21 protein-coding genes are annotated in these 23555 nt (G+C 34.6%); 5 read left to right on the top strand and 16 right to left on the bottom strand.

The annotated features are described in order from the left end of the window. Nucleotides 1-31: 31 nt before the first annotated feature. Nucleotides 32-1192, bottom strand: a complete 1161-nt coding sequence (locus tag CWD91_RS01530; protein ID WP_103439185.1) for an iron-containing alcohol dehydrogenase — start codon at nt 1190-1192, stop codon at nt 32-34. A gap of 578 nt (nt 1193-1770) precedes the next feature. Here CWD91_RS01530 and CWD91_RS01525 point away from each other — a divergent pair. From CWD91_RS01525 to CWD91_RS01510, 4 genes are all read left to right on the top strand, one after another. After that, entirely contained in the window at nt 1771-2475 is a 705-nt protein-coding gene (locus tag CWD91_RS01525; protein WP_157943694.1) for a TIGR04282 family arsenosugar biosynthesis glycosyltransferase, read from the top strand. 201 nt (nt 2476-2676) lie between these two features. Further along, nucleotides 2677-3012 carry an arsenosugar biosynthesis-associated peroxidase-like protein gene (locus tag CWD91_RS01520; RefSeq protein ID WP_103439850.1) on the top strand — a complete coding sequence of 112 codons (336 nt, stop codon included), beginning with the start codon at nt 2677-2679 and terminating at the stop codon, nt 3010-3012. 131 nt (nt 3013-3143) lie between these two features. Beyond that, complete coding sequence (arsS, locus tag CWD91_RS01515) at nt 3144-4199, top strand: arsenosugar biosynthesis radical SAM (seleno)protein ArsS (protein WP_103439183.1); 1056 nt, start codon at nt 3144-3146, stop codon at nt 4197-4199. 212 nt (nt 4200-4411) lie between these two features. Next, complete coding sequence (locus CWD91_RS01510; protein ID WP_103439182.1) at nt 4412-5026, top strand: TetR/AcrR family transcriptional regulator; 615 nt, start codon at nt 4412-4414, stop codon at nt 5024-5026. Nucleotides 5027-5511: 485 nt separating this feature from the next. Here the strand turns inward: CWD91_RS01510 and CWD91_RS01505 are convergent, their stop codons facing one another. The 3 genes from CWD91_RS01505 to CWD91_RS01495 all read right to left on the bottom strand — a co-directional run bounded on the left by CWD91_RS01505 (nt 5512) and on the right by CWD91_RS01495 (nt 8397). Beyond that, the gene (locus CWD91_RS01505; RefSeq protein WP_103439849.1) at nt 5512-6522 is read right to left on the bottom strand and encodes a glycosyltransferase family 9 protein; all 1011 of its coding nucleotides are present in this window, start codon (nt 6520-6522) and stop codon (nt 5512-5514) included. Nucleotides 6523-6685: 163 nt separating this feature from the next. Then, the gene (locus CWD91_RS01500; RefSeq protein ID WP_103439181.1) at nt 6686-7288 is read right to left on the bottom strand and encodes a DUF4254 domain-containing protein; all 603 of its coding nucleotides are present in this window, start codon (nt 7286-7288) and stop codon (nt 6686-6688) included. Nucleotides 7289-7458: 170 nt separating this feature from the next. Beyond that, the gene (locus CWD91_RS01495; RefSeq protein WP_103439180.1) at nt 7459-8397 is read right to left on the bottom strand and encodes a hypothetical protein; all 939 of its coding nucleotides are present in this window, start codon (nt 8395-8397) and stop codon (nt 7459-7461) included. 39 nt (nt 8398-8436) lie between these two features. On the opposite strand from CWD91_RS01495, the gene CWD91_RS01490 reads away from it, so the two are divergent. Beyond that, nucleotides 8437-8658, top strand: coding sequence for a DUF6341 family protein (locus CWD91_RS01490; protein ID WP_103439848.1), 222 nt, complete (start codon nt 8437-8439; stop codon nt 8656-8658). Between the two features lie 157 nt (nt 8659-8815). Here CWD91_RS01490 and purD read toward each other — a convergent pair whose 3' ends face one another. The 12 genes from purD to CWD91_RS01430 form a co-directional block, all read right to left on the bottom strand. Then, the gene (gene purD / locus CWD91_RS01485; RefSeq protein WP_103439179.1) at nt 8816-10090 is read right to left on the bottom strand and encodes a phosphoribosylamine--glycine ligase; all 1275 of its coding nucleotides are present in this window, start codon (nt 10088-10090) and stop codon (nt 8816-8818) included. A gap of 209 nt (nt 10091-10299) precedes the next feature. Then, a complete protein-coding gene (locus CWD91_RS01480; protein ID WP_103439178.1) occupies nt 10300-11277 on the bottom strand; it encodes a UDP-glucuronic acid decarboxylase family protein in 978 nt (325 codons plus the stop codon). Nucleotides 11278-11287: 10 nt separating this feature from the next. Next, entirely contained in the window at nt 11288-12655 is a 1368-nt protein-coding gene (locus CWD91_RS01475) for a sugar transferase (protein WP_103439177.1), read from the bottom strand. Nucleotides 12656-12747: 92 nt separating this feature from the next. Next, nucleotides 12748-13755, bottom strand: coding sequence for a lipopolysaccharide biosynthesis protein (locus CWD91_RS01470; protein WP_157943693.1), 1008 nt, complete (start codon nt 13753-13755; stop codon nt 12748-12750). Nucleotides 13756-13863: 108 nt separating this feature from the next. Then, nucleotides 13864-15426, bottom strand: a complete 1563-nt coding sequence (locus CWD91_RS01465; RefSeq protein WP_157943692.1) for a hypothetical protein — start codon at nt 15424-15426, stop codon at nt 13864-13866. A 114-nt stretch (nt 15427-15540) separates the two neighbouring features. Then, nucleotides 15541-16893 carry an MBOAT family O-acyltransferase gene (locus CWD91_RS01460; RefSeq protein WP_205164585.1) on the bottom strand — a complete coding sequence of 451 codons (1353 nt, stop codon included), beginning with the start codon at nt 16891-16893 and terminating at the stop codon, nt 15541-15543. A 165-nt stretch (nt 16894-17058) separates the two neighbouring features. Further along, nucleotides 17059-17763 carry a glycosyltransferase family 2 protein gene (locus CWD91_RS01455; RefSeq protein ID WP_103439173.1) on the bottom strand — a complete coding sequence of 235 codons (705 nt, stop codon included), beginning with the start codon at nt 17761-17763 and terminating at the stop codon, nt 17059-17061. 44 nt (nt 17764-17807) lie between these two features. Next, complete coding sequence (locus CWD91_RS01450; protein WP_103439172.1) at nt 17808-18650, bottom strand: glycosyltransferase; 843 nt, start codon at nt 18648-18650, stop codon at nt 17808-17810. Nucleotides 18651-18655: 5 nt separating this feature from the next. Continuing rightward, nucleotides 18656-19828, bottom strand: coding sequence for an NAD-dependent epimerase/dehydratase family protein (locus tag CWD91_RS01445; RefSeq protein ID WP_239985605.1), 1173 nt, complete (start codon nt 19826-19828; stop codon nt 18656-18658). Beyond that, nucleotides 19829-21595 (bottom strand): O-antigen ligase family protein, encoded by a 1767-nt coding sequence (locus CWD91_RS01440; RefSeq protein WP_103439170.1) that lies wholly within the window; start codon nt 21593-21595, stop codon nt 19829-19831. A gap of 7 nt (nt 21596-21602) precedes the next feature. Continuing rightward, nucleotides 21603-22781, bottom strand: a complete 1179-nt coding sequence (locus CWD91_RS01435; RefSeq protein WP_103439169.1) for an O-antigen ligase family protein — start codon at nt 22779-22781, stop codon at nt 21603-21605. Nucleotides 22782-23209: 428 nt separating this feature from the next. Next, entirely contained in the window at nt 23210-23554 is a 345-nt protein-coding gene (locus CWD91_RS01430; RefSeq protein WP_103439168.1) for a glycosyltransferase, read from the bottom strand. Between the last annotated feature and the right edge of the window lies 1 nt (nt 23555).

Raw genomic sequence — 23555 nt, 5'->3', positions numbered from 1 at the left:
GCAGTAGCTAGTTATTTGCGTTTGCAAAGGCCTAATAGGCCATTTCTACAATTTTAGCTACATCGGAGGGTGTGAGAGCTTTATGCTCACCTAGGCCCAACCAACCTCTATCTGTAAATCTATTGGAAATGAGTTTTGCGCTTCCCTCAAATTCCCGGGTATAATCGGAAAGCTTGGTTTTTATTCCCAATTCATGAAAAAAGGACTCCGTTTTTTCTATACCCAAATTGGCTTTCTCCTCCAAAGTTCCTTCCCCGATATTCCAAATTCTCTCTGCATATTGGGCCAATTTTTCCTTTTTACCGTCAAAATTATAGCGATAATGGCTTGGAGCAATCACGGCCAAAGTTCTGGCATGATCTATACCGTAGAGCGCCGTTAATTCATGCCCAATGGCATGCACTGCCCAGTCAGTAGGTACGCCCAAAGGCAAAAGACCGTTAAGGGCCATGGTGCAGCTCCACATGAAATTGGATGCCGCTGTATAATCCTCGGGATTTTTAATGATAATTGGTGCCACCTCTATCAAGGTCTGTAAAACACTCTCGGCCATGCGATCTTGTAGGGAGGCTCCTATGGGATAGGTCATATATTGCTCCAGTACATGGGTAAAGGCATCCGCTATTCCATTTGCTAATTGGCGCTCTGGAATGGAGGCAATTACTTGTGGATCTAGTATGGAAAATACTGGGAACAATCCAGGTCCGCCCATGGCCAGCTTTTCCTTGGTTTCTGCCCTAGTAATCACCGCTCCTGAATTCATTTCAGAACCTGTTGCAGGTAAGGTCAATACCGTTCCAAAAGCTAGGCCTTCCAATGTTGGTGTTTTTTGGGTTAATAGATCCCAAGGAGTGTCACCTTTATACAGTGCAGCTGCGGATAAAAATTTGGTGCCATCTATTACAGAACCCCCACCTACGGCCAGCATAAAAGTAATGTTCTCCGATTTTATCAACTGCAGGGCACGCAAAAGAATGTCATATTCCGGATTTGCGGGAATACCTCCAAATTCAATTACCTCATAATTTTTCAGTGCTTTTTTTACTTGGTCGTAAATACCATTCTTTTTAATGCTTCCTCCACCATATAGCATTAATATTTTGGCATGGGCGGGAATCTCTTCTTTCAGATTTTCTATTTGTCCTTTACCGAACAATATTTTGGTCGGATTTTTATATTTGAAATTATTCATATTAATGGCGTAAAAGGTTGAACATTTATTTAGTAACAATGCAAAGATACGAGAAAATGAATGTTCATTCACTTTATGATTGACTTTAACAAAACTATAGGACTTTGTATTTTAGGTTGGTTATAAAACATGAATATTGAATTTCATTTTCCAAATCTTGCTAAAAAATTAACAAGCCTGACAAGAATGGTTTCCATTGGTTTAAAAGCTACAGAATTGATGAGCACAGATTTATATTTATGGTGGTCTATAGGACATAAAACGTCAATGGGTATTAACCCAAGAGATCTTTTATCTCTGTCCGCAACGCATTAAATCCAATTCATTTCTAAACCAAGGAGTCGGTCACTAACATATTAAACCTAATCAACAGGCCCTTTTCTGTCCTTAACCGATTTATTAAGCCTTTTATCCATCCTTATTCAAAGGTTGGTCGGGTATTTCAATAGTATAACCAACCAATTAGTTTAATTTGGAATAAGCAGACATTGTTATGGCCCGATCTTGTAATGAAATGGTTGGGCAATCGACCAAACAATTCTAGGATTTTATTGTATGTTTATGAAATAACAAGAGCAATGCCCGAAACTATAAAAATATTTACAACTGCAATTTTGGTGTTTGCCAATTCCTCTAAGGAAGAATTGAAACATAAGGCCATCCCCAAGGGCAGTGTATTGTTTCAAGGTTTAACGGAACATGCAATAAGTACTGCAAAAAAAACTGGACTTCCCTTTTTTCTTATTACTGAAAAGGAGCAATATGGAAAAGCTTTTGGGGAAAGGTTTGTAAATGCAATCAAATCCATTTTCGAAAAGGGATTTGATAATGTCATAACCATAGGTAACGATACGCCCCAACTAAAGGTCTCCGATATCCTGAAAGCTTCGGGATATTTGAATGCAAATAAGTTTGTTTTGGGACCCTCAAAGGATGGAGGTTTTTATTTAATGGGACTTAATAAATCTCAATTTGATGATACTGCTTTTAGGGACTTACCTTGGAAAACGAATTCACTCACCAAAAAAATCACTGAACTTATAGAAGTTTCGAATATTCAAATAATTCAACTTCAAACCCTGTTGGATCTGGATAATTATACCGATCTAAAAAGGATTCTAAATGGCTTTAGGAGGTATTCGGCAAAAATCTTTCACACAATCAAATCCTTAACCGAACCGATGAAAAAATATATTCATCATCGGAGCATATTCATAAACTTTTACTTTGTAAGTAATTATTTCAATAAAGGTTCCCCTTCCGCTTCTATCATCTATTCTTAGTTGAGGAAATTTATTTCCAAATCACTTTCGCCTTTTTCGATCAAAATTTTAATAGCAGGACTTTACAATTGTATTGTTACTCTCTATACCTATTTAATATTGTTGTACTGGAAGTGGTCCTAAAACACATTAAATCCCTAATAATGGAAATCCACATAACAAATGGCTTCCAAAATACATAACTATAATAAAAAATTTATAATGGCAGATTCTTATTATGACCCAGCAGATTTACGCAAGTTTGGAAATATAACCGACTGGAGCGAGGAATTGGGAACCAAGTTCTTTGAATACTATGGAAAAGTATTTGAGGAAGGTGCCCTGAGTGCTAGGGAGAAATCCCTTATAGCTTTGGCGGTGGCCCATGTGGTCAAGTGTCCTTATTGCATAGATGCTTATACAAAGGACGGTTTGCAAAAGGGGATAACCAAGGAGGAAATGATGGAAGCAGTACATGCTGGCGCAGCTATTGAAAGCGGTGCCACCTTGGTACATGGGGTTCAAATGATGAATAAATATAATAAGCTATCCATGTAGCTCAAATAGCTTACTAGATAAATTAAAGGCGTAGTGTCCATATATGGATTTTAGGAAAAGTGTGGGCCGAAATTCCCAACTTTCTGTAAACTTTCGGATATATGGCGTACTAATTACAGAATACGATAATAATGGCAACAAAATCTTTAAAGGCAAGGCACGAAGCCCTTGTAATGGACAATAAACAAATGGAAATCCTTAACGGAGGGATTTTTGAAGATGGGGAGCTGCCCTATTTCAAGGATAAAATTGCCCAGACAGGACAGTTTCCATTGCGACCAAAACAATTGGAAATTCTGCAGATCAATGTAGGTTATATGTGCAACCAGGTTTGCGAACATTGCCATGTAGACGCCGGACCGGACCGTAAGGAAATTATGACGAGGGAAACTATGGAAATGTGTTTGGAGGTTATCCGTAATACTGCAGCGCACACCTTGGATTTGACTGGCGGTGCGCCAGAAATGAACCCGGATTTTAGGTGGTTTGTAGAGGAAGCCGCCAAAGCTGGAATAAAGGATTTTATAGTGCGCTCCAATCTTACGATTATTAGGGCGAACAAGAAATATTATGATCTTCCACAATTTTTTAAAAAACACAATATCCATGTTATTTCCTCCATGCCCCACTACACACGTGGTAAAACAGATAAACAGCGGGGAGAAGGAGTTTTTGATCTGTCCATAAAAGCGCTTCAGGAGTTAAATGCGGTTGGTTATGGTATGCCTGGCAGTTCTTTAAGATTGGATCTTGTCTATAATCCATCTGGGGCCTTTTTGCCCGGAGATCAGGTAGCAATGGAGCGCGACTTTAAAAAGGCGCTAAAGGAAGATTTTGAGATTAATTTTCACAACCTTTTTTCCATTACAAATCTACCTATTGCCCGTTTTTTGGATTATTTGATCGCCTCCGGGAATTATGAAGATTATATGTATTCCCTAGTAGAGGCCTATAATCCTTCAGCCGTTGCCAATGTAATGTGCACTAATACCATTTCAGTAAGTTGGGATGGATGGCTTTACGATTGCGACTTTAATCAGATGTTGGGATTAAAGGTGGCCAGTAAAATTAGACATATTAGGGATTACAATGAAGATATCCTAAATGATAGGAACATCATAATTTCACAACATTGTTATGGATGTACGGCAGGGGCGGGGAGCAGCTGCCAAGGTTCCGTTACTTAGAATCCATCGCATTTTTCTGCTTAAAAGTCAATTTGCAAATTCTAAAATAAATGGACCATTCGGTTTGTAGGGGTTAAAGATTGTCATTAGGATTGCTTTTTGTGTGTGTTTTATCGATTTAAAGTTATTTTTAGCTTTATTTTTTAAATAAAAGACCAAAAATGGAGTTAGGATAACAGACTTATAGGTCTGTTTATAGAAAACCAAATCTTATGGACAAACAATTGAAGCGCATGGCTACCATGCAACGCATACAAACTACCGGCTTGGAGATTTTTTACCAAAAGGGATATCATAACACCAGCATTGATGACATTTTAAAGGAACTCTCCCTCTCTAAAGGAGCGTTTTACTACCACTTTCAATCCAAGGAAGAATATTTCATTAGCATTGTACAAAACCTTTTATTTAGAAAGGTTTACAGTAGTCTAATAGAACCCATAGAGGGCGAAGAAGACCCCTTGAACAAGATTGCCGCTTGTTTTGATAATGCATTGGAAACCGCTGAGCATAATTTTCTGGATTACGGATTTGTGCTGAGTAATTTCATTACCGAATTTAACGGGAAGAACCCTGATATCATGAATTATCTTCAGGACATTTTAAAAGTGTGGGAGGTTAATTTGGTTACCGCCCTACAGAAGGGAAAAACGGACGGGTATGTAAATAGGCATATCGATAGTGAGGCAGTGGCCACTTATTTAATATCATCCTATATTGGTATTCGTACCTTAATGGTTGAAGGAAATGGTAAAATGTTACGCTATAAGTATATACAACAGCTTCGGAATTACTTTAAATTAATAGAGCACAAGGAGTCCGTGTAGTTTGTTGTTTTTCCGAAGCGATTAGATCCCGCGGCGCAAAGTTCAGTGATTTGGAGATTTCCAGTTTTACAAAGCGATTAAAAATAGAGGTGAAGTTTAAGCTTACCATGATCAACTTCCCATTATCAGTTTATTTAAATATCACATTGAAAACCCATTAGTGCGACTTCTTGTCGTTTATGTTTCGCTCTGTCGAAGTGACTACTAAGGTCATTTCGACCAACGGGAGAAATCACACTTGTGGCTCAGTTCATTTAGGATAGAATTCCACATCTGCTCAAGGTCTCCCGACTTGGCGCTCTCCAACTTTACAAAGCGGTTAGAATTTTCGTGAAGCTTTGTAAACCAGTATTATCTATTTCCCATTAATAAGTTTGTTTATACATCAAGTTAAAAAGCTTCTTGTGCGACTTCTCGTCGCTCATGCTTCGCTCTGTCGAAGTGACCAGGCCAGTCAACCCCGCTGTGCAAAATCACCCGACTAATTAACGTGATAATTTACTATTTATAATTTCCTCAATTTTTAAAATAACATCCTCTGGAGAAATGCTGCGCATTGCGTTTTCATAACCAGGAGGGTATTTGTTTCCATAAACCGAGGTTGGAATCAGAGGAAATTGTTCCCTATCTGCCAACATTGCATAGTTGGAATTTTGTCCAAAGGGATAAAATCCCGCATAAGGATGGGTAACTCCCCATAGCGTTATGGTGGGTATTCCAAACAAGGCCGCTAAATGCGCATTTCCACTATCCATAGCCACCATTAAATCCAGTTGGGAAATTAAGGCCAACTCCTCATGGAATGGTAATTTGCCCACCAGGTTGATACAATTACTGAATTCGGTTTCCCATTTTTCCAGCTGTTCCTGCTCGTTTTTTCCGCCTCCGAAGAGTAGTATTTTGTATTTATCGGTTTTACTTAATTCATCTACTATTTTTTCCATTAAATCCAAAGGGTACATTTTGCCGTCGAAAGCGGCAAAAGGAGCTATGCCGATCCATGTTTTATCTTTGCCATCCACCAAATTACTTGTAGCAGGTGCAATGGATCTTTTAGGAAGTACAGTGGCTGTTTGCAAATCTATGGGCATTCCAAGTTTCCCAAAAACATCCGCATAACGCTGGTGGGTAGTTTTAAGCTGTCGAAATTCCTTTGAACGCCAAGCAGTCAAAGCTTTTTTTTCTGCCCGGCCTTTGTCTATCTGAACAAAGGGAGTAGAACCGAACTTAAAATACCCTTTTAGGATATTACTGCGCAATACATTGTGCAAATCGGCAACTGCATCTATGTTTAAGTTTTTAAGTTCCTTATATAGCTTCCAAAGACCAAATATGCCTTTGTGTTTTCCCTTTACATCCGCCTCGTAAATGCTTACATTGTCAAGGTTTTGAAAAATAGGCTTGAAGAAACTTCTGGTCAGTACCGTGACTTTCAATCCTGGATATTCCTTAACCAAGGCGGATAGGACAGGAACCGTCATGGCCACATCGCCCATTGCGGATAAACGAATGACCAGTATATGCTTTTTTTGGTCAGCTTCAAGGAGGGTTGTATTAGTTACACCCCTTACTTTCCCCTCAGCATACTTTGAAGTATTTTTGTCTTTTACCATCAATTCTTTTGTTGCTGGGCTAAGATAAGCTATCCATTATTTGGGATTAGGGCGCTTTGCGAAGAACAGGGTTAAGTTCGTTGTCATTGTACATTTTCATCTGCTTATAGACTTTCATGTATTTCTTGCCAGATTCAATATCCAATAATAGTTGATCTATTGCAGAACATAGATCTTTCTTCTGTTCCAATAAAATGTTAAGCTTGGTGCTGCATTTTTGAATATGATCTTGGGTGGCGTCCTGTCGATCTACTTCTTCCTGCATATGATATATCTTTAAGGCCAAAATGGATAGTCGGTCTATGGCCCAAGCCGGACTTTCCGTATTTATGGTAGCAGTTTCGAATTTTTCTACCGATTGGTATTTATTTAGAAAATAACTATCAATAAATTCAACCAAATCTGTTCTATCCTGGTTGCTGGAATCGATTTTTCTTTTGAGTTGAAGTGCTGCAACCGGTTCAATATTGGGGTCCCTGATAATATCTTCATAATGCCATTGCACGGTGTCGATCCAATTTTTACGATATAGCAAGTGGGCAATTTCTTCTTTTGGATATGGATTGCTGAAGGATTGGGCAACATCATCCACTAGATGATATTTTTCGATGCTTTCTTCAAATATTTTATAGGCAAAATCACTAAACATAACGACATTGTTTTAAAACAAAGATACCGTTTATTTAAAAAACGCATTTTATTTATTTATAAGCTATTTTGTGGGTTGAAGACTTAAGGAAATGATGATGTTTTACAGAAAAATCGCAAGTTTTGAAAGGTAATCATAAGAAACTTCGGTTTCATTTATAGATAGCCTTTTTAATTCATTATGATGTTGGTCAGCAGTACAATAAAAGGAATAATTACGGAGGCCATGAGTACTATTTCCCTGATACTATCCTTTTTAATGGACTGCACATAAGTGGTAATAAAGACTACTGCGGGAAAGAATGTAATCAGAATTGGGTGAGTATCCGGGGAGGACTTAAGGACCTTTACCAACGATCCAATAATGAACAGAACTAGGACCAGACGCATAGTCACCAATTTACCTACCCCAACGTTGCCTAATTTCAGAAAAGCCAAAAAGCCGCAGAGTAAAACGGTAAAAACATAAAGAAACAAAAGGGTGCTATTGCTCCAATCATAAAAATAAACGGCATTGAACTTAAAATCGAAAAAATAATGATTCCATAAAAAGTCCATATTGTTGCTCAGCACCAGAACAGCCAACATAATTAGGAACATAGCTATAATTGCGGCAAAAGGTACCAACCAATTTTTTATGTTTTTTGGATCATAAAAGTATATGGCAATGACAACCATTATAAGGTATAAAATGGCCCAGTCGTAAAACAAACTGGCAATCAATATCCAAAAGGTGGCATCAAAAATTTTTAGTTTAATATTTTTTAGAGACCTGAAACTTAGGATACGACGAATGGCAAGTAACAAAAAAAAGCTGCATAGAATGGCGTTGGAATCGGTCAACACTTCCGGGAACAGTACGATCAGCAAGGTATAAAAAAGGATGGCCAATGAATTTCCGCCCGTTATCTTATTTCTTAAAGTGATAAAATTAACTACAAAAATACTAAAGGATAAAAATCCTAAAATGACTGTTTGACCCAATATTTGTTCTGGTGAATACGATTTTTGGAACAGGAAAAAGTGGACAAACCAATAGAAGAAAAATAGAAATACCAGAAGTATTATATAATTTATTGGTTTTGTTCTTCCAAAAATGCTTGAAATCATCCTAGGTTTTTATATTTTTGCATGGTAAATATAATTAAGATGGATTCATTTTTTTACGGTATTGAGGATTTATTTGTAAATGTGTTATTTGCCCCCTTTGACGCTTTGCGTAGTATGGAGAATTGGTGGGGAGCAAATACATTGAATTGGATTTTTATGCTTATCGGCGCTGCAGCCTTCGTGTATTGGATGTTGGAGTTGAAAAAATACAATGATAGCGGCGAGGAAGACAAGGAAGCAACTGCACACTCCTACCTTTAATCGTTTTTCGGATTTCTGTTTGGATTAAGGCTTCTTTTTGAAGCTGTGGTTTTACCTAAACTTTATTTAACGACTATAACAACTATAAAGAAAGGGATAGCTTTTGCTATCCCTTTCTTTGTTTTTGTCCTAAGCCAAGTATTTGCAGTAATTCTTTTTATTTAAGATCGAATCCTAGGTCTTTGCGATAGTACATCTTATCGAATTGTAGTTTTTCAATGTTTTTATAGGATTTTTTTAGCGCCTCGTTGAAGTTGGAACCGTATGCGGTAACTGCCAAAACCCTGCCCCCATTGGTCAAGACCTTGCCGTCTTTTAATTCGGTGCCGGCATGGAATACAACGGCATCCTCAATTTTGTCAAAGCCAGTTATTTCCATTCCTTTTTTATAGGCTTCCGGATATCCCCCGGAAACGGCCATAACCGTTGTAGCTGCTCGTTCATCTATTTCCAGGTCTATACTGTCCAGTGTTTGGTTTGCCACTGCTTCAAAAACCGTAACCAAGTCGTTCTTTATTCGTGGTATTACCACTTCGGTCTCCGGATCGCCCAGTCGTACGTTGTATTCAATTACTTTTGGTTCGTCCCCAACTTTTATCAATCCAATAAATACAAATCCCTTATATGGCAAATTATCCAATTTAAAGCCTTCTACGGTAGGTTTTACGATTCTCTCAAGTACTTTTGCCATAAAGGTTTTATCTGCGAAAGGAACAGGGGAAATGGCCCCCATACCACCTGTATTCAATCCGGTATCCCCTTCACCAATTCTTTTGTAGTCTTTGGCCGTTGGCAGGATCTTAAATCCTTTTCCATCGGTAAGCACAAAACAGCTCAGTTCAATTCCGTCCAAAAATTCCTCAATGACCACAGTAGTACTGGCTGCTCCAAATTTGGAGTCGATCAACATGGTTTTCAGTTCGTCCTTGGCTTCTTGCAGGTCGTTCAAAATCAAAACCCCTTTACCAGCAGCCAATCCGTCTGCCTTAAGTACATAAGGTGGTTTTAGGGTTTCTAAAAAGGCATATCCCCTTTCCAAGGTTTCAGCCGTAAAACTCTCATAGGCCGCAGTAGGAATGTTGTGCCTCATCATAAACTCTTTGGCAAATTGCTTGCTTCCTTCCAAAGTAGCAGCAGCCTTTTGAGGGCCAATGACCGGGATATTTTTTAAGGCATTATCGTTAAGAAAAAAGTCGTGCACCCCATTGACCAGTGGGTCCTCAGGGCCTACAATAACCATATCGACTTTTTCAAAGAGCACACATTTTTTAATGGCTTCAAAATCGTTTACACCTATGGGTACATTTTTCGCTATGGTAGCGGTTCCCGCATTTCCGGGTGCCACATAAAGATTTTTAAGTTTTGGACTTTGTTTTAATTTCCAAGCTAAGGTATGTTCGCGCCCACCGGCACCAAGGATCAAGATATTCATTCTTACAAAATTTCCCCAAAAATACGGTTTGAGGTGGAAATATCTATTTGAACTGGTTTAAACTTTTTGAATTGGTTAAAAAATTGCCTTTTAGCACCTACTTTTTGTCTTTTTTCCTTTCGTAGATCTGCTATGTGCCTTAAAAGCGGCTTCAAGCAGACACAAAAACATAAATTATTGCTTCACTGCCAAAAAGTTAAACCGGTTCTTTATTTGGCCGTGAAATCCCGGTGTTCTTTTTTCTGAAGTTCATCTGGGGATAGGGATTTAAAATATTGGTATACTTTTTTAAGTCCCTCGGCTCGGGCCACTTTTGGTTCCCAGCCCAAAATTTCCTTTGCCCGACTAATATCAGGTTCACGTTGCATGGGATCATCCTGAGGCAAAGGTTTGTATATTATTTTCTGGTCCGTACCAGTGAGTTTAATGATTTCCTCTGCAAATTCCTTGATTGTCGTTTCATGGGGATTGCCAATATTTACGGGATCGGTATATTCGCTCATCAGTAAACGGTAGATTCCCTCCACCTGATCGTCTATATAACAAAAAGACCTGGTCTGGGAACCATCCCCAAAAACTGTAAGATCTTCACCCCTCAAAGCCTGTCCCATAAAGGCAGGAACCACCCTCCCATCGTTCAATCGCATTCTGGAACCATAGGTGTTAAAAATACGGACAATCCGCGTATCCAAACCGTGGTGACGATGGTAAGCCATGGTAATGGACTCCATAAAGCGCTTGGCCTCATCGTAAACCCCACGGGGTCCTACCGGACTTACGTTGCCATAGTAATCCTCATTTTGCGGATGAACCAATGGATCTCCGTAAACCTCAGAGGTAGATGCCACTAAAATCCTTGCACTTTTTTCTTTGGCCAGTCCCAAAAGGTTTAATGTACCCAGGGAACCTACTTTTAGGGTTTCAATAGGAATCTTTAAATAATCAATAGGACTTGCCGGAGAGGCAAAATGCAGTATATAGTCGAGCTTTCCAGGAATATGCACAAATTTGGATACGTCGTGGTGTTGAAACTCAAATTGTTCCAAGGGGAAAAGATGTTCAATATTCTTAAGGTCGCCAGTAATCAGGTTATCCATAGCAATGACGTAATAACCTTCCTTTATAAAGCGATCGCATAAATGCGATCCCAAAAATCCGGCTGCGCCGGTGATAAGTACTTTTTTCATTTGTTGTTGTTTATACTCCTCTCGAGAACAAGACCGTAGTTACGGTCTTAAAAATTATTCTTAAATCCAATGTCAGTGATTTGTTTTTTATATAGTAGAGATCATATTCCAATTTTTTAATGGAATCTTCCAAATTCTCACCGTACTTGTATTTGACTTGGGCCCAACCTGTAATTCCTGGTTTTACAAGATGTCTGGTGTTATAAAACGGTGTAATTTCATTTAATTGTTTGACAAATATTTTCCGTTCTGGTCTTGGACCAATAAATTGCATGTTCCCATTAATCACAGAAATTATCTGCGGAAGTTCATCAATACGAAATAAACGTAGAATTCTTCCAAACGGCGTAATTCTTTTGTCATTCTTAGTTGCCATTATCGCTCCTGATTTTTCGGCATCTACAACCATGGAGCGAAACTTATAAATACTGAATTCCTTTCCATATTGTCCTACTCTTTTTTGGGTATAAAATAGTGGGCCACGGTTAAATTGCAGATTTAACAGAAATACGAAAGGAGTAACGAGGGCGAAAATAATTCCAACAAATAGCGCCAAAGAAAAATTGACCAAGAAATTAAAGATTTTAATTAAATATCTGATTTTTACATTCTTGAATTGAAGTATCTCATAGAAGCTATCATTATGTGATTTTATGGGTAATGCTTCATAAGTATTTTCGTAAAAGGAAGTAAAGGAAATAACTTCCTTACCCTTAAGCATTGAACGTAAAATTATTTTTTCGAGCTCTTTCGGTAAATTATTATAACTTTTGGTGTTAATTATCCATGTATCTATTTTTTCAGCTGCCGCTAAAAAGTATTTCTTATTGATCAAGGTGTTTTGGTCTAAAGAAAAAGTAAGTTTCACCTTGTAAAAAGTTTCCATATCTTTCCCGTTTATTGCAGCCATGTCCTCTCGCAAACTATCATAGGTAGCGTCCTCATAAATATAAATGACATTTTTAGTAACAGGAATAATTTTAAAAACGTTACTGAAAAATAGTCGCCACAACCCAATTTCTACAGGGGTTAATATTAGAAACATCAATAAAGGCCCCCTCCAAAAGCTGATATCGTAGATAATAACACAAGACAGAAATACAACAAAGACGTACAAGGATGATATGTAGGCGGATTGTGGTAGAAAGAATCGCCTCTCAGATACTTTTTCCAGATTGTAAAAATCCAGGATATAAGCCAAAACCATGTAAGAGGTTATGCCAATGGCGAAGACGCTAAATTTAAGTTTTAAAGAAACATATTTTTCATCTATTGCGTGATTTACCAATAAATTTAGGGATGCCAAAATTATGAGGGTATCACCCACAAGGAGAATAAATTTTCTTTCAACGGAGTTTAATATTGAAGGTCTTGGCATGTTCCAAATTTAACTGATATAAATATTATTTGGTTGTTAATTCTAGGATGTTTATTCTTTTAATCGCATAAAGCCTAACTTTATAAAATCCATCACATATTTACTGGGTTAAATATTTCAGTTATCCAACCCTCTAAGGAGTATTTATGGATAATTTCTTTATCACCTTTTTCAAAAGCTTTATCAAAAAACTTTTTCTCAAGTTGAATTTGATTCCGGTCTATTACTTTAATGTTTGTTGGATTATAAAAATCATAATTGACAATATCCTGGTTAGTAGTAATTAATTTTCTACTTGCTCCTAGCATTTCGATTGTTCTTATAGTTAGACCATTTTGTTTAGGATGCTGGATATCGAGAATAGCGTTACTTTTTTCTACATAATTTACTAGTTCATTTTTACTTAAAGGGACAAATTTAAAATCTTTTAATTTGGTGCCCCATAAAGTTCTATCATAAATGCGTTTTATTAGGTACAATATTTTACTTGGAAAATACAAATAAAAAAAATAGTTCAACCCTTGTTTTTGGCATTCTGTTCTTATTTGATTTAGAATTTTGTTTCTATCGCTGTGAAGAGTGCCGATAAATAACAGGTCATATTCCTTTTGAATGCTTATGCCGGATAAATTGGAGTAATCATCTACATAAAATAAGGGGCGATATTTAATATCTATTTTACGATTTATACAATCTTGTTGATCGAAAGAAAAACGGACATCAAAATATTCTAGCAGTTCATTGGCATTTTTATTCTTCAAAGAATCCCACATATATAATATAAACCGAGAGGATTCATGTTCTTTTTTCAGTTTTAGAAAAAGCTGCTTAGAAATAGATTCAGGACTATTAAAGAAAATGAAATCGTATTTAATTCCTTTAGTTTTGTGTAATATATCGGTATAATACTTATTTATTTTTTTTGATAGCAGCTTTTTGTTTATTCTAACAAGCGCTTTCACTATAAAAGTGTTGGTAGGTCTCTCATCATAAAAATCTACTTTAGCGCCCAGGCTTTCCAATTTATTTTTAATATCTATTTCATACCCGAAGAATTTCGGCGAAATGAATAGGATTCTTTTTTGGTGCAATGCATTCATTGGCAACATTAATTATTAGCTTACCTTATTTTTAGGATAATTTGGTGTTTATAATTTTATAAAACCTTCTTCGAGTCGTCCTATCGTGAATTTTCAAAACAACTCATTTTATTCATAAATATGTACTAAATCACTATCAGATTTTTTAAATCTGATTTCTTTTTTTGTTTCATAAAGTATTTTTCCTGAATAGAAGTCCTTTAACCTGATTTTATTATCAGCATATTCCATTTTATAGAGAAGATTAGCTTCCAATTTTATATTTGCTTTAATATCCTCGGAATCAATAATGTCCATTAGTTTTACGTAAGTATTTTTAGACTTAACCTCGAAAAATATTGGGGTTTTATTATTAAAGGACAAAAGATATTCATTAACAAATAGATCATCTTTTCCAATATATTTATATACCCCAACATTTTTTACCTTAAAACGAGCGTCCTTTAAGATTTCATTGTTTGGAAACGAAATGCCTAAATAGGAATTATTATCTGTCCAAAGGACCTTTTCCATTTTTTTCCACGCCCCATAATTGTTATTCCCTAAAGGAATTATTGTATCGAATTTCATTAGCGCTCCGGTCCCTCTAAACCTAATTTGATCAATTACATCCTTGTTACATTCCAATTGGATATAAAAATTGTAACCTTTATAGTCTTTGAGGTCAAATTTTATTCTAAAATAGTTGTGTTCCAAACTACCATTTTGTATGATCTCTATTTCATTATTATCTCTCCGAATTATTTTAAAATTATGAAGAGAATTAAAATCCATTAAACTTGCATTGGATAAAATTTCTTTATTTGAAACATAAATACTTTTAAAATTATGATATTTTAATTTTAATAGTTTTTTATTATTAATATCATCAATAATTGAAATTGTTCTAATTCTTCTTCCAGTAGCGTTGTTATGATAATGTGAATTTAAAAAATAACTCTTATTGTAAGAATACATTTTTTTTTCGTTTAACATTGGTATTTTGGTTCCTTCACTAATAAATTCCCAAAAGGATTTCATGTCTTCTTCCTTGTAATACCCTTTGACAATGACTGGAGGTGTTAGATAAAAATTGATTCCTTTGTTCCTAAAATACTGAAGATTTTTTCTAAGACCATCTATTATTAGTGAATTTATCCCTGGTTTAGGAAGAGGGTGTTCCTCGATATCACTTCCATATTTACCTTGCAAAAAATCTGAGAATATATTGTCATTTTTGAATGCACGTGAAGAGTACACCGATGTAGTATCTTTTTGCGCTTTCATGGGATATCGCTTAATATATAACTTTAGAGTGTTAAAAAGGGACGAAGTTGTTGTTTCAAAAAAGGTACGACTACTTAGCAGAGTACTTAGGCCTGATAAATCATATGTAATAATTTTCGGAAGTTCTGTGCCCGTCATATGAGCCCAGCGATTATCCCCCACTAAACCATCATATTCCCTAGACAGTATTAAAATATCTCCTTTATTCATAAATGGTTTGACCTGTTCTAGAAGATAGTATAAAGGCAAACCACCATGCAACGCCATATTAACAACTGGAATACCCAACTGCCTTTCCATCAAATCACTGTCGATTCCAAAAGAAGCATTGCTCCCCCCGATAATCACAATTTTCCTTGTTTTGACTTTTTTAAGCTTATTGATTTTGGGAATAATTCCGGCCACATATTCCTTTTTGTAGTCAGGATAAATATGTAGCGTGGCATAGGATATTAACAATATAATTGAAATAAAAATCACCAACCGACTTATTAACTTTAATAACATTATTCTTTATCTTTAGAATTGAAAATAAATAAATGCTGCCTTTTCATTACTCCCATATATTCCATAAAAGAGTATGTACAGTATAAAGAAAACATATAGACCCCATCTCAAAATAATGTTTTGATTCTTTAATAAAGCCAATATGTCAAATTTTCTTTCTAGTAAATCAAATCCTATAAGCACTATAATTGAAATAATGGCAATTTTAAATTCTCCTCTTTCCAATCCTAACTTATAAATAGCATCACCAAAAAGTACTTCAGGATTGAAAACGAAAATATTTTTTATTATGTATATGGCATCTGTAAGTTTATTGGCTCTAAAAAATACCCAGGCTAAAGAAACTAATGAAAAAGTAAGCAATATTTTATACAACTTATAACCAACTGTATTGAAATTGATTTTAACTGAACGATAAAATTTAAAGATAAATGGGGTTATGCTTAAATCTATTATCTGATATATTCCGTGCAGGAATCCCCATATGAGGAAATTCCAACTGGCACCATGCCATATTCCGCTAACTAGGAATACCACCATAATATTTCTGTTCTTCTTCCATTTTTTAACACGGCTGCCTCCTAATGGAAAGTACAGGTAATCTCTAAACCATCCTCCAAGGGAAATATGCCATCTTCTCCAAAACTCGGGAATGGATTTTGAAAAATAAGGTCTGTCAAAGTTTTTCATCAAATCATAACCCAAGACTTTGGCAGCACCGATTGCTATATCGGTATAAGCCGAAAAATCACATAATATTTGAAATGAAAAAAATACTATTGCAATTACTAGCTCAAAACCGGTAAAATTATGGGGGTTATTGAAAACGGTATTCACTAGAATAGCTAATCTATCTGCTATGACCAACTTTTTAAAAAAGCCCCACAGCATCAAAATTAATCCATCTTTAATTCTGTCATAGTTTAACTTATTCTCACGGTCAAATTGAGGTAATAAATTAACGGATTTTTCAATCGGACCAGCAACTAATTGAGGGAAGAATGAAACAAATAAGGCATATTTTCCAAAATGTTGAGTAGCTTTAATTTTATTTCGGTATACATCCATAGTGTAGCTAAGAGCCTGAAATGTATAGAAAGAAATACCAACTGGAAGCATAATATCAAAATTTGATAATTTCCATTCTATTCCAATTTTATTGAACAGAATTGCGAAATTTTCATTTAAAAAATTAAAATATTTAAAACCAATTAAGATTGCCAGATTGGAAATAAAGCTAATTGCTACATATATTTTTTTATTTCCAAATCCATCCTTATTTGCTTTCTCAATGAGGATACCACTAACATATGTAATAACGGTGGAAGTTAAAATCAATAATGCATATTTTGGATTCCAACTCATATAGAAATAATAGCTGGTTATCAACAACCAAAACCACCTTAATTTATATGGAAAAACAAAATATAGGATTACTACTACAGGGAAAAAATATAAAAAACTAAATGAGTTAAATAGCATTTTTTATTCTAAAAATTATTAATTATACATTACTAAAAGCCAATCAATTCAACTTGTTGCCATTCTTTTACATAGATTAAAAATAAGCCCATATCTTATTTTTAACATACGAAATAACGAATTTGTACTTTTTTCTCCTGTTCTGGAAGCAGTGTTTTCATGTCTTCTATAATATATTAAGGGTTCATCAATATAGTAAGTAGATGAAGTAATTTCGGCAATCAGTCCTATCCACACGTCATGCATAGGAAGTTTGGTGGGAAATGGTAAGGCTTTTTGTAAAATAGAAGATTTAAATGCCAATGTTGCTCCAAGATATTTTACTTTTAATAGATTGGAAAGTACCCCAGTTTTATTTTTCGAATTTTTGAAAAACAAACTGCCGTTAACCTTTTCCGTATCATGGAACATTAGAGCATTTGAAAAAACTAAGCCATTACCCTGTAAATGCCAAACAGATTTCTCGACTTTGTCATGGAACCAAATATCATCTTGATCAGATAAAAAAATAATATCTCCGGAAGCCTGCTTTAAGGCATTTTCAAAATTATATATTAAATTGCCTTTTGTCGAATGATATAATTTTATTCGCTCATCCTTATAGGAACTAATAATTTCAATGGTGTTATCCGTTGAACCGTCATCCGAAATAATAAGCTCGTCATCTGGGGATATTTGATGTAATATGGAGTCAATTTGTTCTTTTAAAAACCTTTCTCCGTTATAGGTAGCCATACAAACTGATATCTTCATGAAGCTTTGTGTTTTATTATTTTAAGAAAATTTAAACTTAGGGCTTAATTAATTTTCAAATAAGAATTGATAAAAATTAATAAAAACCTTAATTTTCTATATTTGATGGTTAACATAATAGCTCTCAAAAACACGATAGTGCCATATTGACACTTATCTATGAAACTAGGCTTATCTATATTTCGTGCTCCATTACAATAGTATCTGAATCGATTTATCTGGCTTGAATAAGAAACTTCGTCATTGGAAAAATCTTGCCTACATGTGGTATTCAACACATAAAAATCTGAATACTTTTGGCGAAAGCGTTCTATGAATTGAAAATCACTAAAATCCAATTTTATTTTATCGTTATAACCCCCAACGTTCAAAAAGGAGTCCAAATTTATTAACATTCCACTATTCACAGGAGTCAGTTGATTTAAAGAATTTACACCCACATTAATTGACTTTGGGTGAAAGCCTCTTTTGAATTTATAGACGCATGGTGAAAAAATTCTATTATTCTCTAAAAGTAAAATAGGAACAAATAATTTAATGTCTGGGTGCCTGTCAATAGAAGATTTGTATTCTTTGAGGATATTGCTTGGAAGTGTTGTGTCTTGATCTAGCAATAGTATCCATTTTTTATTTGTTTTCTGCGCGTGAAATGCGCCCTGATTATAAGCTCTACTAACGCCGGAATTATTGGAATCATGGTTGTAAACCATTGAGACTCCTTGCGTATCGTTAATTTTTTGTGGGAGTTTGGAATTGTCGTAGATATAGAGGTTTATATCTGACTCCTTTTCTGTCATTTGCAGTACCGATTGAAACGATTCACAATCTTCCAAAGCTCTGTTGTAAATAACTATTATAATTAAAAGAGATTCTAAAAAATTGTTCATCCCAGTTATTTATACATTCCCTTTTCCTTCATTTCGGAAATGGACTTTTCGTACTTGTCTTCTTTGATTTCTTGTGTATTTACCCAATCAGTGAAATTCTTAATACCTTGTTGAAATTCAATTTTTGGATTAAACCCTAATGTTGCTTTTATCTTTGTAAGGTCTGCATAATTATGACGGATATCTCCAAGTCTATAATTTCCAGTTATGGTTAAGGGCACTGAAGTATTGAAATTTTTGATTAAAGTATTGGCTACGGTTATTACATCTGTAGGGACACCTGTCCCAACATTAAAAATTTCTCCATTGGCCTCCTCCTTCTCTATTCCCAGAATAGTTGCATCAACAATATCATCTATGTATACGAAATCTCTTGTTTCCTTACCATCTTCAAAAATGTTTATACCATTTCCATTTTTTATTTGAGTAGAAAAAATAGATAATATCCCCGTATATGGATTGGACAACGATTGTCCCGGGCCATACACATTTTGATAACGGAATGCCACGGGTGCAATGCCTTTTGTTGGACAGACCGTCATTACCATTTGTTCTTGATTCTGCTTAGTTATTCCGTAAACAGAGGTTGGATGGATTTTAGAATTTTCATCAGTAGCCACTAATTGGAGAGGAGAAGAATTTGGATATTTTACCTCAAAATCACTAATATCCATATCTTCCTCAATGCGATGTTTTGGATATACATATCCTAATTCCTTGCTCAAATATTTACCTTCCCCGTAAATGGACCTGGATGAAGCTATTACAACTTTTTTAACCGTGTTGGGAGTATTAACTAACAAATCCAACATAATTGCTGTTCCTTGGACGTTGACCTGAGTGTATTTTTTTATTTCATACATGGATTGTCCTGTTCCAGTCTCAGCTGCAAAATGTACAATTATATCTTGGTTATATATTGCTTTTTTCCAATCCTGAATATTTATGACATCACCTTTAATAAAAACTACTTTATTTCTAATAGAATTATATAATGGGGAAGTATTTATAGGGTCTTTTCCGTGAATTTGTTCAGAAAGGTTATCTAAGACGGTAACATTATATCCCTTTTCATTTAACTTTAAAGCTAAATTAGAGCCAATAAAACCAGCTCCTCCAGTAATTAAGATATTCTTCATAAAGTATGACTGATTATCAAATGATTCACAAAAATACACTTATATATGCTTATTAAAGTTCTGGTCCTGTGTTTTTTTACTATTCATCTTTTCTTTTTCAGAGAAAACAACCAATAAAAAAGATATCATATAAAGGGGAGTTGCCGTTTTAAAAGGAGATTCAAATATCATCAATAATAAAATCATTGAACATATTATCAGCATGCATTTGTTGTTGGAATTGTAAAAATTATAGAGAATATTTGAAAGGGCTAAAAGAAATATAAATAGACCAATTGTTCCATTTTCCAATAAATAAGTAAGGTACTGGTTATGGGAGTGATTCATTGCGAGGATAGAGTTAAACCCAGCTCTATGTGCTATTTCTATATTTTGGAGAATAACATCCGATTTTCCGGTGCCATAGCCTGCCCATGGATTGTCTTTAATGGCTTTCCATGACATTTTCCATAATTGACTTCTAGGGCCATCCAATGTACCTATAAAATAAATTATTGTTGCAAAAACAATAATAATGGAAGGGAAGATATACCGCGCTATATTTTTTATGGAAAGAGAAAATAGGATGGGTAATATAAGTAATAGGACAATTGAAAGTCTAGACCCCAATATTAAAATTGCTAAAAAGCTAAATATAAAATATATAGTAATATAACGGTAGGATATTAGTTTTTTACTAAGTAAATCTGCACAAAAAACATTACCAATTAAAATGAAAAATGAAATAAAAGTGGTGTGATCATAAAACAGCCAATATATACTTAAGTGAGCATTGGTTTTAATGTCGCTAAAGTAATTGTAGAAATTAATATTGTAATAATATCCACTGCAAAAAATAAGTAGCAACCAGCTCACTATTAGAATGGAGGACAAAACAAGGAAGACATTTAAATAGATAATTTTTACATCAGAGTTACGTCGGGAGAAGTCAATTGTCCCACCAATTAACGTGAACAATAAAAAACCCATTGGAATTGATAATTTGGAAATATCTCCACTTCCAATTAATAAAAAGGGAATTATAAAGAATATAGACACTGACACTTGTATCGAATTAATTTTAAATGTCCTTTTTTTATAAGAATTAAACAGTCCGTAAGCCAATAACAAAAGTGTAGAAAATGTAACCCAAGCTATTTTTAGCGGAATGGTTGCAATAAAAAATGCTACAAAGATCAAGACTAAATCTTTCTCATCCGTTTGGCGTTTTATCCAGTTTACTAAGGGAAAAACAAAGAGAACAAGCCAGGGAAGTAATAAGAATAATGTACGTAGCCATAAAGGATAGATTAATTCATTAATAGGTTTTAAAACAATATAAGGATCGAAGGAAGGTTTTGAGGTATCTAGAATAAAAGCGGAGCGTAAGTGGTCAACTTCCATTATATGTTTAAAAAAAACAATGTTTTTTTTAAATTCGCCAGATGCGATTTTAAATAGGCTTTTGCCATTGGCTACAAGTTCAACAGAATTAATTACAACATTTTTTATATTTTCATTAGAACCAAAATCCAAGCGTAAGAACTTTAACTGTTCATTTTTTTCTAATTTGAAAGGAAAGTCAATGGTATTTCCAGTTGTATTGGCTTCTCTTTTAACTTCCTGAATTGGATTAAATCCAGCACCAGTGTCGTAATGAAGCTCAATACTACCTTCATCTGGATAAGTGATTTCGGCTAGGAGGGTATATGATTTTTGAGATAATTCTAAGGAAAGCTCATAATTTAATAGGGAATTTATAATTAGAGATATAGCCATGCAAATACATAAGCGGGGCACAAAAGATAGTTTCCTAATTCTGTACATACATAGATTATTTAATCAGTTTGAAATTATTTTGATTTTCCGCTGTCTTATTTAGGGTCCAAAAAACGGACATGGATATGACGAATAATGAAATTCCAATAGGGTTGTTAAAGAAAGGGTTCGTAAGGGAAATGAGTATAACGAAGAGAATACTTAGAAAAAATGCCTTGCGAATAGCTAAACTATTTTTGTTGCGAGTATAAGCATTATATAGGACGGTAAAAAAAATAAACCATATGACCAATCCTAAAATTCCTTGTTTATGGAAGACTTCCAAATAACCTATTTCCATATGTACCGTTCTTATGGGCACTCCATTTCCAAATCCATGACCTATAAAAAAAGAAATGGGGTCAATGCGTTCTATAACTTGCTGGATTTGCTGTAATCTAACTGAATCGCTTTGATTCTTATTTCCCAACTCTATATTTTTAAAAAAATATAAGCTTCCAAAAATAAGTACTACTGTTATAATCAGTATTTTAAAGTTTAGTTTTAATAGAAGCGGAATCCCATAGAAGAGAGCATACAAGATAACGAACATAAGAATCAGTCCACGGGTGCCCGAAAGTATCATCGCAGAAGTGATTATAAAAATGGCCAATCCCTTAAATTTGGATTTATCAGTATGAATCCAGAATATTAGGCCAACTACCATGTAAAGAAAACCTTTGTAAAAGAAAAGTCCATTGGTCCCTCTAAAGTAAAATTCAGAGGAGGCGATTTGGGTGTTTACGTAATTGTAAAATATGGTAAAATCGATTTTTTCAAAATAAAATAGAATTTGAATGAATATATAGGCGATTGCCATTAAAAAGCTTGTCCTTTTTATTAAGGAAACTAATAATCTAACCCTTTGTTCGGAATCTATATAATAACTAAAGAAAATGACGCTGAAAAAATAGGTCAGTGGCTTTACATCCTCGGCGATCAAGGCAAATGGAGCTCCGTTTAACCAACCTAAAATAACGTAAAAGGCTAATAGGGAAATAACCGCCAATGAAAGCTGTATTACATAGGTAGGTATTTTAGAGCGGAAAATATAAATAGCCCCAACTAAAGCTATGTTAAAGAAAAAAAGTAGTATTCTAAGCGTTGTATTACCAAATTCAAAGACCCTCCCTCCCCCACCTAAAAAAAGTTCTAAGAGGACACCAGTAAAAAGTAATTTCAAAAGAATTCTCATAGTATAATTAACCTTCTTTTAATAGATTAATAATTTAGCTCTTCTCGAAATAATTATTTTCAAAATAGAATTTATTATCAATAGTACTTAAATCTTACCAGCTGTTTTTCCAAATTATCCTCAATAGCAGAAAAGTTCTATAATCCAATAGAGTCAATCACGAAATAATTATCATTACGTTTCCTGTAATTTTCAATGAATTGGTGATCACTAATAACAAGCCCCACTTTCTCATTATACCCCCCAACAGCATGAAATTCTGATACTTTTATCAGAATTCCACTATTTATAGGAGAATTGATTTTCAAAGAATTTAACCCAGTATCAATATTCTTTAAATGTTTTCCGTAACAGTTAAAGCTACATGGCGATAATATTATTCCCGTGCTAATTTTTAAAATTGGTGCAAATAAAAATATGTTCTTATTTTATTCTATAGCTTCATGATAACTATTAAATATATTGTTACGGAATGTAGTATCTTGATCAAGAATTAACATCCACGTTTTATTCTCTGTCTCAGCGAATTTAGCACCATAGTTATATGCTGCGCTTACGCCAGAATTCATTTCATCATGAATATAATGTATTTTAAAAGATATAGATTCTACATTTTCTAAATTATGGGTTTCGGGAGAATTGTCGTAAACCACCAAATCAACATAAGCCCCTTTAGGAATTGCCTTTGAAAGAGATTTAAAGGTATTGGAATTTTCTAATTTTTCATTATATAGCACTAACACTGCCAACAAGTCCTGAAAGAAACAATTCATA

The sequence above is a fragment of the Arenibacter hampyeongensis genome, assembly GCF_002909255.1.
GTDB classification, from domain to species: Bacteria; Bacteroidota; Bacteroidia; order Flavobacteriales; family Flavobacteriaceae; genus Arenibacter; species Arenibacter hampyeongensis.
The sequence above is the reverse complement of the archived record's forward strand: the minus strand, read 5'-3'. Positions and strand labels throughout refer to the sequence as shown.

What these genes read in the sequence shown, in the direction of transcription:
- CWD91_RS01530 (WP_103439185.1), bottom strand. Translation starts at nt 1,192, where the DNA reads ATGAATAATTTCAAATATAAAAATCCGACCAAAATATTGTTCGGTAAA.
- CWD91_RS01525 (WP_157943694.1), top strand. Translation starts at nt 1,771, where the DNA reads ATGCCCGAAACTATAAAAATATTTACAACTGCAATTTTGGTGTTTGCC.
- CWD91_RS01520 (WP_103439850.1), top strand. Translation starts at nt 2,677, where the DNA reads ATGGCAGATTCTTATTATGACCCAGCAGATTTACGCAAGTTTGGAAAT.
- arsS (WP_103439183.1), top strand. Translation starts at nt 3,144, where the DNA reads ATGGCAACAAAATCTTTAAAGGCAAGGCACGAAGCCCTTGTAATGGAC.
- CWD91_RS01510 (WP_103439182.1), top strand. Translation starts at nt 4,412, where the DNA reads ATGGACAAACAATTGAAGCGCATGGCTACCATGCAACGCATACAAACT.
- CWD91_RS01505 (WP_103439849.1), bottom strand. Translation starts at nt 6,522, where the DNA reads ATGGGCGATGTGGCCATGACGGTTCCTGTCCTATCCGCCTTGGTTAAG.
- CWD91_RS01500 (WP_103439181.1), bottom strand. Translation starts at nt 7,288, where the DNA reads ATGTTTAGTGATTTTGCCTATAAAATATTTGAAGAAAGCATCGAAAAA.
- CWD91_RS01495 (WP_103439180.1), bottom strand. Translation starts at nt 8,397, where the DNA reads ATGATTTCAAGCATTTTTGGAAGAACAAAACCAATAAATTATATAATA.
- CWD91_RS01490 (WP_103439848.1), top strand. Translation starts at nt 8,437, where the DNA reads ATGGATTCATTTTTTTACGGTATTGAGGATTTATTTGTAAATGTGTTA.
- purD (WP_103439179.1), bottom strand. Translation starts at nt 10,090, where the DNA reads ATGAATATCTTGATCCTTGGTGCCGGTGGGCGCGAACATACCTTAGCT.
- CWD91_RS01480 (WP_103439178.1), bottom strand. Translation starts at nt 11,277, where the DNA reads ATGAAAAAAGTACTTATCACCGGCGCAGCCGGATTTTTGGGATCGCAT.
- CWD91_RS01475 (WP_103439177.1), bottom strand. Translation starts at nt 12,655, where the DNA reads ATGCCAAGACCTTCAATATTAAACTCCGTTGAAAGAAAATTTATTCTC.
- CWD91_RS01470 (WP_157943693.1), bottom strand. Translation starts at nt 13,755, where the DNA reads ATGAATGCATTGCACCAAAAAAGAATCCTATTCATTTCGCCGAAATTC.
- CWD91_RS01460 (WP_205164585.1), bottom strand. Translation starts at nt 16,893, where the DNA reads ATGAGTTGGAATCCAAAATATGCATTATTGATTTTAACTTCCACCGTT.
- CWD91_RS01455 (WP_103439173.1), bottom strand. Translation starts at nt 17,763, where the DNA reads ATGAAGATATCAGTTTGTATGGCTACCTATAACGGAGAAAGGTTTTTA.
- CWD91_RS01450 (WP_103439172.1), bottom strand. Translation starts at nt 18,650, where the DNA reads ATGAACAATTTTTTAGAATCTCTTTTAATTATAATAGTTATTTACAAC.
- CWD91_RS01440 (WP_103439170.1), bottom strand. Translation starts at nt 21,595, where the DNA reads ATGTACAGAATTAGGAAACTATCTTTTGTGCCCCGCTTATGTATTTGC.
- CWD91_RS01435 (WP_103439169.1), bottom strand. Translation starts at nt 22,781, where the DNA reads ATGAGAATTCTTTTGAAATTACTTTTTACTGGTGTCCTCTTAGAACTT.
- CWD91_RS01430 (WP_103439168.1), bottom strand. Translation starts at nt 23,554, where the DNA reads ATGAATTGTTTCTTTCAGGACTTGTTGGCAGTGTTAGTGCTATATAAT.